General features: G+C 71.4%; 11 protein-coding genes and 1 pseudogene. 7 read left to right on the top strand and 5 right to left on the bottom strand.

Annotated features, from left to right (window positions below; translation table 11 throughout):
* The first annotated feature begins 23 nt into the window (after window positions 1-23).
* The gene (locus ACFY9S_RS32975) at window positions 24-1,295 is read left to right on the top strand and encodes an ATP-binding protein (protein ID WP_391135798.1); all 1,272 of its coding nucleotides are present in this window, start codon (window positions 24-26) and stop codon (window positions 1,293-1,295) included.
* Between the two features lie 5 nt (window positions 1,296-1,300).
* Here ACFY9S_RS32975 and ACFY9S_RS32970 read toward each other — a convergent pair whose 3' ends face one another.
* Window positions 1,301-1,822, bottom strand: a complete 522-nt coding sequence (locus ACFY9S_RS32970; protein ID WP_391135795.1) for a GtrA family protein — start codon at window positions 1,820-1,822, stop codon at window positions 1,301-1,303.
* 163 nt (window positions 1,823-1,985) lie between these two features.
* Between ACFY9S_RS32970 and ACFY9S_RS32965 the strand changes: the two genes are divergently transcribed.
* The 4 genes from ACFY9S_RS32965 to ACFY9S_RS32950 all read left to right on the top strand — a co-directional run bounded on the left by ACFY9S_RS32965 (window position 1,986) and on the right by ACFY9S_RS32950 (window position 6,698).
* The gene (locus ACFY9S_RS32965) at window positions 1,986-3,161 is read left to right on the top strand and encodes a 5-(carboxyamino)imidazole ribonucleotide synthase (protein WP_391135792.1); all 1,176 of its coding nucleotides are present in this window, start codon (window positions 1,986-1,988) and stop codon (window positions 3,159-3,161) included.
* Entirely contained in the window at window positions 3,158-3,685 is a 528-nt protein-coding gene (gene purE, locus ACFY9S_RS32960; RefSeq protein ID WP_102909395.1) for a 5-(carboxyamino)imidazole ribonucleotide mutase, read from the top strand. Before ACFY9S_RS32965 ends, purE begins: the two co-directional genes overlap by 4 nt.
* A 5-nt stretch (window positions 3,686-3,690) precedes the next feature.
* On the top strand, window positions 3,691-4,869 hold the full coding sequence (locus tag ACFY9S_RS32955; RefSeq protein ID WP_391135789.1) for a membrane dipeptidase: 1,179 nt from the start codon (window positions 3,691-3,693) through the stop codon (window positions 4,867-4,869).
* Window positions 4,870-5,561: 692 nt separating this feature from the next.
* Entirely contained in the window at window positions 5,562-6,698 is a 1,137-nt protein-coding gene (locus ACFY9S_RS32950; protein WP_391135786.1) for a membrane dipeptidase, read from the top strand.
* A 51-nt stretch (window positions 6,699-6,749) separates the two neighbouring features.
* On the opposite strand, the gene ACFY9S_RS32945 is transcribed toward ACFY9S_RS32950, so the two are convergent.
* Window positions 6,750-7,142 (bottom strand): VOC family protein, encoded by a 393-nt coding sequence (locus ACFY9S_RS32945; protein ID WP_102909399.1) that lies wholly within the window; start codon window positions 7,140-7,142, stop codon window positions 6,750-6,752.
* 14 nt (window positions 7,143-7,156) lie between these two features.
* A complete protein-coding gene (locus ACFY9S_RS32940; protein WP_391135783.1) occupies window positions 7,157-7,528 on the bottom strand; it encodes a VOC family protein in 372 nt (123 codons plus the stop codon).
* A gap of 113 nt (window positions 7,529-7,641) precedes the next feature.
* Between ACFY9S_RS32940 and ACFY9S_RS32935 the strand changes: the two genes are divergently transcribed.
* Window positions 7,642-8,148, top strand: a complete 507-nt coding sequence (locus ACFY9S_RS32935; protein ID WP_391135780.1) for a CGNR zinc finger domain-containing protein — start codon at window positions 7,642-7,644, stop codon at window positions 8,146-8,148.
* A gap of 582 nt (window positions 8,149-8,730) precedes the next feature.
* Here ACFY9S_RS32935 and ACFY9S_RS32930 read toward each other — a convergent pair.
* On the bottom strand, window positions 8,731-10,074 hold the full coding sequence (locus ACFY9S_RS32930) for a UDP-glucose/GDP-mannose dehydrogenase family protein (RefSeq protein ID WP_102909405.1): 1,344 nt from the start codon (window positions 10,072-10,074) through the stop codon (window positions 8,731-8,733).
* Between the two features lie 188 nt (window positions 10,075-10,262).
* On the opposite strand from ACFY9S_RS32930, the gene ACFY9S_RS32925 reads away from it, so the two are divergent.
* Window positions 10,263-11,420, top strand: coding sequence for an acyl-CoA dehydrogenase family protein (locus ACFY9S_RS32925; RefSeq protein WP_391135777.1), 1,158 nt, complete (start codon window positions 10,263-10,265; stop codon window positions 11,418-11,420).
* A 218-nt stretch (window positions 11,421-11,638) separates the two neighbouring features.
* On the opposite strand, the pseudogene ACFY9S_RS32920 reads toward ACFY9S_RS32925, so the two are convergent.
* Window positions 11,639-12,198 (bottom strand): annotated as a pseudogene (locus ACFY9S_RS32920) (hypothetical protein); the annotation flags it as partial.

Raw genomic sequence — 12,198 nt, 5'->3', positions numbered from 1 at the left:
CACGGGCGATCGGGTAACAGGACATGCGCCGCCGACTGATCCAGTCCACGCTCTCCGTGGTGCTGGTCGTGATCGCCGTCTTCGGCGTCTCGCTCGTCATCGTCGAGACCCGGACGATCAGCAACAGCGCCCAGGAGCGGGTGGAGTCCGAGGCGGTGCGGCTGGCCAGCATCGTCGACAGCCGGCTCTTCGGGGAGCAGCAGGTCGACGCGGAGGTGCTGCGCGAACAGGTCACGCAGAACCACTACTACGCGGTGATCCGCCTCCCCGGGGAGGCGCCGATCGAGGTCGGCACGAAGCCCGCCGGGGACGTCATCAGCGCGACCGCGCCCGGTGAGGAGGGCGAGACGGTCACCGTCCAGGAACCACGCTCCTCGGTGACCCGGGAGGTCGGCCGGACGCTGCTGATCATCGCGCTGGTCGCCCTGCTGGCGGTGGTGGCCGCGGTACTGCTGGCCGTCCGCCAGGCGAACCGGCTGGCGTCGCCCCTGACCGACCTCGCGGAGACCGCCGAGCGGCTCGGCTCGGGCGACCCGCGCCCCCGGCACAAGCGGTACGGGGTGCCCGAGCTGGACCGGGTGGCCGACGTGCTGGACGGCTCCGCCGAGCGCATCGCCCGCATGCTGACCGCCGAACGTCGGCTGGCCGCGGACGCCTCCCACCAGCTGCGCACCCCGCTCACGGCGCTGTCGATGCGGCTGGAGGAGATCACCCTCACCGACGACCCGGACACCGTGAAGGAGGAGGCGACGATCGCGCTGACGCAGGTCGAGCGGCTCACCGACGTCGTGGAGCGGCTGCTGACGAACTCCCGCGACCCGCGCACCGGCTCCGCCGTCTCCTTCGACCTCGACGAGGTCATCCAGCAGCAGCTCGCCGAGTGGCGCCCGGCGTACCGCAGTGCGGGGCGGGCGATCGTCAGCTCCGGCAAACGGCATCTGCACGCGGTGGGCACGCCCGGCGCGGTCGCGCAGGTCCTGGCCGCGCTGATCGAGAACTCCCTCATGCACGGCGGCGGCACGGTGGCCCTGCGCACCCGCGTCACCGGGAACCAGGCGGTCATCGAGGTCACGGACGAGGGCCCCGGCGTCCCCGCCGACCTCGGCGCCCGCATCTTCGAACGGGCGATCAGCGGCCGCAACTCCACGGGCATCGGCCTGGCGGTGGCCCGCGACCTGGCGGAGGCCGACGGCGGCCGCCTGGAGATGCTCCAGACCAAGCCCCCGATCTTCGGCCTGTTCCTGTCCCGCACGGCACTGCCCAAGACCCACAACGAGGAGCCGATGGTCCGCTAGGCGGCCTACGGGACCTGCTGCCTGGTCTTCCGCGGGTCTGCCGGGTCGTTCTGCGGGACCGGGCCCGGGACCGGTCCCGGGGCGGCCGCCGGTGTCTCCGGCGCGGGGAGCGCGCGGAAGACCCACGAGCGGTAGGACCAGAAGCGGAACAGCGTCGCGACGCCGATGCCGAGGAACTTGAAGACGTTGTTCTGAAGCGGGGTGTCCCAGCCGAAGCCGTACGTGGCCGCGTACAGGACGCCGTTCTCGATGACCAGGCCGATCGCGCTGAACAGCAGGAACAGGGTCATCTCACGGGTACGGCGGCTCTTGTCGCGGTCGCGGTACGTGAAGTAGCGGAAGCCGACGTAGTTGAAGACGATCGCGACGACGGTGGCGATGACGCTCGCGCGCACCACCTGGAGGTCGGTGGTGTGCCGCACCAGGTTGAAGACGACGAGGTTGACCAGCACCCCGGCACCGCCCACCGCACCGAATTTGGCGACTTCGCGGACGAACCGCCGGAGCCGAGAGGCACCATGTCCCATGGCCGTGCAGGCCCCCGTCCGTGTGTCGGCGTCAACCCAGCCATGCTAACCACCCTCCCGCGCGATCTTCCTGGGGATGCCCGTGGACGGCCGGAGATGGTCCGTGCGGACCCGGGGAGGGGCAGGAAACCGGCCACTCCGGCGTGACCATTACCCTGGGGGAGTGACGTTCCCGGTAGTCGGCATGGTCGGCGGTGGCCAGCTCGCTCGTATGACACACGAGGCGGGCATCCCGCTGGGCATCAGGTTCAAGCTCCTCAGTGACACCCCGCAGGACTCCGCTGCGCAGGTCGTGAGTGATGTCGTCGTCGGCGACTATCGCGATCTCGACACGCTGCGCGAGTTCGCCCGTGGGTGCGATGTGATCACCTTCGATCACGAACACGTGCCCACCGAGCACCTCAGGGCCCTGGAGGCGGACGGCATCCCCGTGCGTCCCGGCCCCGACGCGCTCGTGCACGCCCAGGACAAGGGGGTGATGCGCGCGAAGCTCGACGCGATCGGCGTCCCCTGCCCCCGGCACAGGATCGTTTCCGATCCGCAGGACGTGGCCGCCTTCGCCGCCGAGGGCGGTGGGGGCACCTCCCGCTCGAGCGAAGCCGAGAGCGGGGGATTCCCCGTCGTCCTCAAGACCGTGCGCGGCGGCTACGACGGCAAGGGCGTGTGGGTCGTCGACTCCGTCGAGGAGGCCGCCGAGCCGTTCAAGGCCGGTGTCCCCGTGCTCGCCGAGGAGAAGGTCGACTTCCTCCGCGAGCTCGCCGCCAACGTCGTACGGTCGCCGCACGGCCAGGCCGTCGCCTACCCGGTCGTCGAGTCCCGCCAGGTCGACGGCGTCTGCGACACGGTCATCGCCCCGGCCCCCGACCTCGACGAGGGCCTCGCGGTCCGGGCCTCGGAGATGGCCCTGAACATCGCCAAGGAGCTCGACGTCGTCGGGCACCTCGCCGTCGAGCTGTTCCAGACCCGCGACGGCCGGATCCTCGTCAACGAGCTCGCGATGCGCCCGCACAACTCCGGCCACTGGTCGATGGACGGCGCCGTCACCAGCCAGTTCGCCAACCACGTCCGGGCGGTCCTGGACCTGCCCCTCGGCGACCCGCGCCCGCGCGCCCCGTGGACGGTCATGGTCAACGTCCTGGGCGGCGACTACCCGGACATGTACTCCGCGTACCTGCACTGCATGGCACGCGACCCGCAGCTCAAGATCCACATGTACGGCAAGGACGTGAAGCCCGGCCGCAAGGTCGGTCACGTCAACACCTACGGCGACGACCTCGACGACGTGCTGGAGCGCGCCCGTCACGCAGCCGGCTATCTGAGAGGCACCATCACCGAATGAGCCCTGTTGTTGGCATCGTCATGGGGTCGGACTCCGACTGGCCCGTCATGGAGGCCGCCGCCAAGGCCCTCGACGAGTTCGAGATCGCCTACGAGGTCGACGTCGTCTCCGCGCACCGCATGCCGCGCGAGATGGTCGCCTACGGCGAGCAGGCCGACGCCCGCGGGCTCAAGGTGATCATCGCCGGGGCCGGTGGCGCCGCCCACCTGCCCGGCATGCTCGCCTCCGTGACCCCGCTGCCGGTCATCGGCGTGCCCGTGCCGCTGAAGTACCTCGACGGCATGGACAGCCTCCTGTCCATCGTGCAGATGCCGGCCGGTGTCCCCGTCGCCACGGTCTCCGTCGCCGGCGCCCGCAACGCCGGTCTGCTCGCGGCCCGCATCCTCGCCGCGCACGACGAGGAACTGCGCGGCCGGATGCGCGATTTCCAGCAGGAGCTCAACGACCAGGCCACCGAGAAGGGCAAGCGCCTGCGGGCCAAGGTCGAGGGCGCGGGCGGGTTCGGCTTCGGCGCCGGGAAGTGACGACGATGACCTCCCTGGAGGCGGCCCGGGAACTCCTGAGCGAGTTCCCGGTCGTCGACGGCCACAACGACCTGCCCTGGGCGCTGCGCGCACAGGTCCGCTACGACCTCGACGCGCGGGACATCGCCGCCGACCAGAGCGCCCACCTGCACACCGACATCCCCCGGCTGCGCGCGGGCGGGGTCGGCGCGCAGTACTGGTCGGTGTACGTCCGCACGGACTCACCCGACCCGGTCGCCGCCACGCTCGAACAGATCGACTGCGTACGACAGTTGCTGGCCCGTCACCCCGAGGACCTGCGCCCCGCGCTCACCGCCGCCGACATGGAGGCCGCACGCGGGGAGGGCCGTATCGCCTCGCTCATGGGGGCTGAGGGCGGCCATTCCATCGCCAACTCCCTGGGCACCCTGCGCGGTCTCTACCGCCTCGGTGTGCGGTACATGACCCTCACCCACAACGACAACGTCGACTGGGCGGACTCCGCGACCGACGAGCCGAAGGCCGGTGGCCTCACCGCGTTCGGCCGCGAGGTCGTGCGCGAGATGAACCGGCTCGGCATGCTCGTCGACCTCTCGCACGTGGCGGCGACGACCATGCGGGACGCGCTCGACACGAGCTCGGCCCCGGTGATCTTCTCCCACTCCTCAGCGCGGGCCGTGTGCGACCACCCGCGCAACGTCCCGGACGACGTCTTGGAAATGCTGCCCGCCAACGGTGGCGTCGCGATGGTGACGTTCGTGCCCAAGTTCGTGCTGCAGGCGGCGGTCGACTGGACCGCCGCGGCCGACGAGAACATGCGCGCCCACGGCTTCCACCCCCTCGACACGACCGCGCAGGCCATGAAGGTCCACCGCGCTTTCGAGGAGCGGCAGCCGCGCCCGGTCGCGACGGTGGCGACGGTCGCCGACCACCTGGACCACATGCGCGAGGCGGCCGGCATCGACCACGTCGGCATCGGCGGCGACTACGACGGCACGGCCTTCACCCCCGAGGGCCTCGCGGACGTCTCCGGCTACCCGAACCTCCTCGCGGAACTGCTCGACCGCGGCTGGTCCAAGGCCGATCTGGCCAAACTGACCTGGAAGAACGCGGTCCGGGTCCTGGACGCGGCGGAGGATGTGGCGCGTGGGCTTCAGGCGGCGCGACCGCCGTCCAACGCCACGATCGAGTCACTCGACGGCTGAGTGCCGAGGGCGGGGAGGTCGGTGCAGCCGGCCGCCCCGCCCAGGGACGTGAGGTACCGGTCGCGCAGCTGGCTGAGCGGCGCTCCGAGCCACGTCCAAGTCACGACACGGCGGCCCTTCCACCGCCCGCCCCTCCGCCGCCGCGCCGCCGAAGCCGGTCATCGGCCTCATCGGCCTCATCGGCCTCATCGGCCTCATCGGCCTCACGGCCTCATCGGCCTCATCGGCCTCACGGCCTCATCGGCCTCACGGCCTCATCGGCCTCACGGCCTCATCGGCCTCACGGCCTCATCGGCCTCACGGCCTCATCGGCCTCACGGCCTCACCGGCCTCACGGCCTCATCGGCCTCACGGCCTCACCGGCCTCACGGCCTCACCGGCCTCACGGCCTCACCGGCCTCACGGCCTCACCGGCCTCACGGCCTCACCGGCCTCACGGCCCCACGGCCTCACGGCCCCACGGCCTCACGGCCCCACCGGCCTCACCGCCGAGCGCGCCCGCATCGACCGGATGATCGCCGGAGCGGTGCGCTCCCGGGGCACCCCGGACGAGGTCATCGAGGCGGCCCGGCTGCCCGGAGGGCACCTGCGCGGGCGGTCGGAGCCGTACTCCGAACGCCCCGCCCACCAGGAACCGCTCCCCGCTCCGTGCGACGGTGACCGTACCTCACGAACGACCGTACGGAGCCGCCATGGCAGACCTCCAGGACGACCTGCGCCCCACCGCCGCGGCCGCCGGCGAGTTCGACGAGCTGACCGAGCCGTACCCCGACGAGGGCATCGTCACGGCGGAGTCCTACGAGCCCGTCTCCGACCCGGACGACGCGCCCATGACCCGGGCCCGCGCCATCCTCGCCGCGCACCCCGTCGCCGACGGCTACAACGGACTGCCCTGGGCGCTCAAGCGCCTGTCCTGGTACGACCTGGAGGAAGGCGAGAGCACCGTCGACACGGATGTGCCCCGGCTGCGCAGCGGCCATGTGGGCGCCCTCTTCTGGTCGTTGCACCTGCCCGAGGGCCTCGACGGCGACCGGGCTGTCGGCGCAACCCTGGAGCAGCTGGACCTGGCCAAGACCGTCGTCCGGACCTGTAACGAGGGCCTGCGGCCGGCCTGCACGGCCGGGCAGGTCGCGGACGCCCGCAACTGCGGCCGCGTCGCCGTGCTCCTCGGCCCCGCCGGGGCCCCGGCCCTGGGCGACTCGCTGGGCATCCTGCGCCAGCTGCACCTGCTCGGCCTGCGCGTCCTCACGCTGACCGGGGTGTCCTGGGCCAGCGACGCGGGGCTGACCCGGTTCGGCGAGGAGGTCGTGCGCGAGATGAACCGCATCGGCGTGATCGCCGACCTCTCCGGCGCCTCCGCCCAGACCGTCCGCCGCGTCCTGAGCCTGTCCCGGGCACCCGTGCTGTGCAGCCGCTCCGCCGCCCGCACCCTGCGCCCCCACCCGACCAACCTCCCCGACGACCTGCTGGCGGAGCTGGGCGCGGCCAAGGGACTGTGCCTGGTGCCGCTGACCGCCGAGCAGACCGGCCCCACCGTCCGCGATGTCGCCGACCATCTCGACCACATCCGCGCCGTGGCAGGCGCGAACTGCGTCGGGCTGTCAGGCACCTACGACTCCGGAGCCGCCCACCCGCAGGAGCTCGGCGACACCTCCTGCTACCCGCGGCTGATCGCCGAGCTGCTGCGGCGCGGCTGGGAGGAAGCCGATGTGGCCCTGCTGACCTGGGGCAACGTCCAGCGCGTGCTGCGCGGCGCCGACTTCACGGCCCGCGCCGCACAGCAGCGCCGCGAACCGTCGACGGCGACGATCTCGGAGCTGGACGCGTAGCCCCCGGGCGCTCGGAGCTGGACGCGTAGCCCGCCGGGCGGGCTGGCGGGATCAGCCGGACTCGATCCGGCACAGGCAGAACGGGTGCCCCGCGGGGTCGGCGTAGACGCGGAAGTCCTTCTTCACGTCGTCCTCCTTGTCCAGCACCCGCGCGCCCAGTGCCAGCACCCGCTCCTCCGCCGCGTCGATCTCGTCCCAGGTGGATCCGGCGTCGAAGTCCAGGTGGAACTGCTGGGCGTTGCGATCCGCCCGGGGCCACTCCGGCGGGGTGTGGCCGGGAGAACGCTGGAAGGCGAGCCGGGGCCCGCCGGGGACGCGGAGCACCACCCAGTCGGGGTCGTCGTCCTCCGGCGTGCCGCCGCCGACCCGCGCGTAGAAGCGGGCCAGCTCGCGGGGGTCGGGGCAGTCGACGACCACGGAACGGAAACGTGCCACGGCGGACATGGGACCTCCGGAGGTCAGCAGGCGCAGAGGCAGAACGGGTGCCCGGCAGGGTCGGCGTAAACCCGGAAGCTCCGCCGCCGGTCCTCGGCGTCCAGCGGCTTCGCCCCGAGGGCCAGCACGCCCTTCTCGGCTGCGTCCAGGTCGTCCACCACGAGGTCGAGGTGGAACTGCTGCGCGCCGTCGGGGGACGGCCACGTCGGAGGCACGTACCCGGGGGACGCCTGGAAGGCCAGCGGTGTACCGCCCGGCACCTTCAGGTCGACCCACTCCTCCTCCCCGTCGGTCTCCACCGTCGGAGTGCCGCCCAGCACCTCGGCGTAGAAACGGGCCAGTGCGCGCGGGTCGGGACAGTCCAGGACGACGACACCCAGCTTGGCGAGAGACATGACTTCCTCCTCGAAGTCGTTACCCGCAAAGGCGGGCAACCAGTAACCGTTACTGCATGCTCCCGCATTGGCGGTAACCTCGCAAGGGGAATCCCGAGAGGTACGGTCCAGCCATGACGGAGAGATCGCCCGCGCCCGGCGGCCTGGCCCTGGTCGAGGCCCTGGTGAACACGCTGGACATCGAGTCCGGCGCCGACGCGCTGGACACCCCCGAGGGCCGGGAGCGCCTCGGCATCACCGCGGACGAGACGGACCGGGCCCGCACCCTGCGCGAGTCCCTGCGCGCGACCCTCCTCGCCCACGCGGGTCACCCGCCGCACCGCGAGGTCGCCCCCCTCGGCGCACTCCTGGCCGAAGCCCCGCTCCTCGTCACGGTCGACGCGGCGGACGGCTCGGCCGCCCTCACCCCCGCCGACGACCGCTCCATACACGCGCGCGTGGCCGCCGCCGTCGCGGAGGCCCTGGTCGCCGGCACCTGGATCCGTCTCAAGGCCTGCGAGGCCGCCGACTGCCACTGGGCCTACTACGACCGCAGCCCGGCGGGCCGCGGCCGTTGGTGCTCCATGCAGGTCTGCGGAGCCCGCGCCAAGATGCGCCGCTACCGGGCCAAGGACGTATAGAAGGCTTCTGCCGGACCGCGGTGGCGCCGCGCCGCCCGGCGCGTGCTCCGGCCGCCGCCGGTCCGTGCGTTCGTGCCGTCGTCCGGCGGGTGTTCCTGCCGCTGCCCGGCACACGTTCCTGCCGCCGCCGGTCTGTGTGTTCCTGCCGCTGCCGCTGCCGGTTCGCGTGTTACTGCCGTTGTCCGGCGGATGTTCCTGCCGTCGTCCGGCGCGCGTTCCTGCCGTCACCCGGTACGTGCTCGCGGCGCCGCCGCACTCGCGCCACTACGGGCGGAAGACGTCGTGGCTTCGCCACTGCGGGCGGAAGACGTCGTGGCTTCGCCACTGCGGGCGGAAGACGTCGTGGCTTCGCCACTGCGGGCGGAAGACGTGGTGGCTTCGCCACAGGACACTCCGTAGGCACGCCGGGAGCACGCACCGGACGCCGCTGCTCCGTCAACGGAGCTCCGGTGGAAAGCCCTTGTCCGCCCCGCCGCACGGCCCGGTGGTGCAGAATGCACGAAGACGCCGGTTCGGCCGACTGAGCCTCGGCCGAACCGGCGTCACCTGTCTCCGCGTCCGCTCGGGCGTCCGCTCACGCGCTCAGGCCTTAGGACGCCCCATCGCCCGGTACGTCCAGCCGGCCTTGCGCCAGCGCTCCGGGTCCAGGGCGTTGCGCCCGTCCAGGATGAGTCGGGCCGTCGCGACCTCGCCGAGCGCCTCGGTGTCCAGCTCGCGGAACTCCCGCCACTCCGTCAGGTGCAGCACGATGTCGGCGCCGCGCACGGCGTCCAGCGCCGAGTCGGCGTAGCCGAGGGTCGGGAAGACACCGCGGGCGTTGTCCATGCCCTTGGGGTCGTAGACCGTGACCTGGCCGCCCTGGAGGTGGATCTGCCCGGCGACGTTCAGTGCCGGGGAGTCCCGTACGTCGTCCGAGTCGGGCTTGAAGGTCGCGCCCAGCACCGCCACCCGCTTGCCCAGGAACGACCCGCCGCCCAGCGCCTGCCGGGCCAGCTCCACCATCTGCCCGCGCTGGCGCATGTTGATCGAGTCGATCTCCCGCAGGAACGTCAGCGCCTGGTCCGCGCCCAGCTCACCGGCGCGCGCCATGAACGCCCGGATGTCCTTCGGCAGGCACCCGCCGCCGAAGCCGATCCCGGCCCGCAGGAACTTCTTGCCGATGCGGTCGTCGTAGCCGATGGCCTCCGCCAGCTTCGCGACATCACCGCCCGCGGCCTCGCACACCTCCGCCATCGCGTTGATGAACGAGATCTTCGTGGCGAGGAAGGAGTTCGCGGAGGTCTTCACCAGCTCCGAGGTCGGGAAGTCCGTGACCACGAACGGCGAACCCTCGGCGATCGGCGTCGCGTACACCTCCCGCAGCAGCTTCTCGGCCCGCTCGCTGCGCACGCCCACCACGAGACGGTCGGGGTGCAGCGTGTCGTCCACGGCGAAGCCCTCGCGCAGGAACTCCGGGTTCCACGCCAGCTCGGCGTCCTGACCGGCGGGCGCGTGCGCGGCCAGGTAGGCGGCGAGGCGGTCCGCGGACCCCACGGGCACCGTCGACTTGCCGACGACCAGCGCCGGACCGTGCAGATGCGGGGCGAGCGACGCGAACGCGGAGTCGACGTAGCTCATGTCGCAGGCGTACTCGCCGTGCCGCTGCGGGGTGTTCACACAGACGAAGTGCACATCGCCGAAGGCCCCGACCTCGGCCCAGTCCTGCGTGAAGCGCAGCCGGCCGCTGGAGCCGTCGATGCCGGCGACGTGCTTGCGCAGCAGCTCCTCCAGGCCCGGCTCGTACATCGGGGCCTCGGCCCGCTCCAGCTTCTCGATCTTCTCGCGCACGACGTCGAGGGCGAGCACCTCGAAGCCCAGCTCGGCCATGGCCGCCGCGTGTGTCGCGCCGAGATAACCGGTGCCGATCACGGTGATCTTCAGGGCCATGGGTGCTCCAGGGGTCTACGGCATGCGGTGCGCGCCCGAGCATAGCCGGGGCATGGCGGCGCGCTTCACTGGGCAACTTCCTGGCTGTCGCCTAGCTCACGTATCACTCCGGTGGGCTACCCCATAAACTTTTGATTACTTAACGGTAGTTAGCGTCAGCATCGCAGCGTTTTGGAGCGTGAGAGACCTTGGCCGGATCGGCTGACTTCGACCTGTACCGCCCGTCCGAGGAGCACGACATGCTCCGTGACGCCGTCCGCTCGCTGGCCGAGGCGAAGATCGCGCCGCACGCCGCCGCGGTGGACGAGGAGGCCCGCTTCCCGCACGAGGCCCTCCAGGCGCTGGTCGCGAACGACCTGCACGCCGTGCACGTGCCCGAGGAGTACGGCGGGTCCGGCGCCGACGCGCTGGCCACCGTCATAGTGATCGAAGAGGTCGCCCGGGTGTGCGCCTCCTCCTCCCTCATCCCGGCCGTCAACAAGCTGGGCTCCCTGCCGGTGATCCTCTCCGGCTCCGAGGACCTGAAGAAGAAGTACATGACCCCGCTCGCCAAGGGCGACGGCATGTTCTCCTACTGCCTCTCCGAGCCGGACGCCGGCTCCGACGCCGCCGGTATGAAGACCAAGGCCGTCCGCGACGGCGACTTCTACGTCCTCAACGGCGTGAAGCGCTGGATCACCAACGCGGGTGAGTCCGAGTACTACACGGTGATGGCCGTCACCGACCCGGCCAAGCGCTCCAAGGGCATCTCCGCCTTCGTCGTCGAGAAGTCCGACGAGGGCGTCTCCTTCGGCGCGCCGGAGAAGAAGCTCGGCATCAAGGGCTCCCCGACCCGCGAGGTCTACCTCGACAACGTCCGCATCCCCGCCGACCGCATGATCGGCGAGGAGGGCACCGGCTTCGCCACGGCGATGAAGACCCTCGACCACACCCGCATCACCATCGCCGCCCAGGCCCTCGGCATCGCCCAGGGCGCCCTCGACTACGCCAAGGGCTACGTCCAGGAGCGCAAGCAGTTCGGCAAGCCGATCGCCGACTTCCAGGGCATCCAGTTCATGCTCGCCGACATGGCCATGAAGATCTCGGCGGCCCGCGCGCTGACCTACCAGGCCGCCGCCGCCTCCCAGCGCGTCGACGCCGACCTCACCTACCTGGGCGCCGCCGCCAAGTGCTTCGCCTCGGACGTGGCGATGGAGGCCACGACGGATGCGGTCCAGCTCCTCGGCGGATACGGCTACACCCGCGACTACCCGGTGGAGCGCATGATGCGCGACGCCAAGATCACCCAGATTTATGAGGGCACGAACCAGGTCCAGCGGATCGTGATGGCCAGGAACCTTCCGTAGAAGACTCATGAAGGCCTCAGGGTGCTGGCCCTGTCGCGCGGGCGCCGGGCCAGGCTCTTGTGCGGCGGACCTGCTGGGAGTGGTCCCGGCCGGGATCGTGTCCGCGTTCCCGGCCGAGCACCGGGAGACGCTGTTCCCACCGGAGAGGTCAAGCGGTGCGGACGCCGAGGGGCCTCCCCGGGTGTGCTGTCGAGGGGGAGGCCCTTGTGCGGGAGCGCTCAGCTAATGGCTTGGTAGCCCTGCCATTCTTCGCTGACCTTGGCCATGGTGGAACTGCCGCTGCTGATGTCCAGATAGTTCCACAAGGCGTTGTCGCTGCGGGTGAACCACAAGTCGAATGCCTTGCCGCTGCCGTTGGCATCTCCGGGTGAGGTGATCAGGGGAGTGCCGGTGGTGGTGAAGTTGGCGCCGGTCCGGATCCTGGCTGCCTGGTCGGCCAGTCCGTCGCCGTCGTCGCCGGTGCCGCGGTAGACGTAGAGGTCGCCGGTGGTGCGGTCACGGGCGCCGAGGTCGACGCGACCGTCGCCGTTGGTGTCGCCAGGGGCGAACAGGTCCGTGTTCCTCCAGCTGTCGGGCCCGACGAGGATCGGTTCGCGGTCGGTGTCGAGGCGGTTGTCGGGGGCACCGAAGTACAGCCACAGCAGGTCGCCCTGCCTGACCAGCAGATCGGGGTAGCCCGCGATTGGGCTTGATCCGCTTTGGCGGACATCCGAGATCAGGGGTTCTGCCCCGGGAGGATGTCCATCATGGAGAGCATGGGGAAGAAGAAGCCTCGCCC

The sequence above is a fragment of the Streptomyces sp. NPDC012474 genome (genome assembly GCF_042955185.1).
Taxonomy (GTDB): Bacteria; Actinomycetota; Actinomycetes; order Streptomycetales; family Streptomycetaceae; genus Streptomyces; species Streptomyces cahuitamycinicus.
Note: the sequence above shows the minus strand (reverse complement) of the source record. Positions and strands in the feature narration are given on the sequence as shown.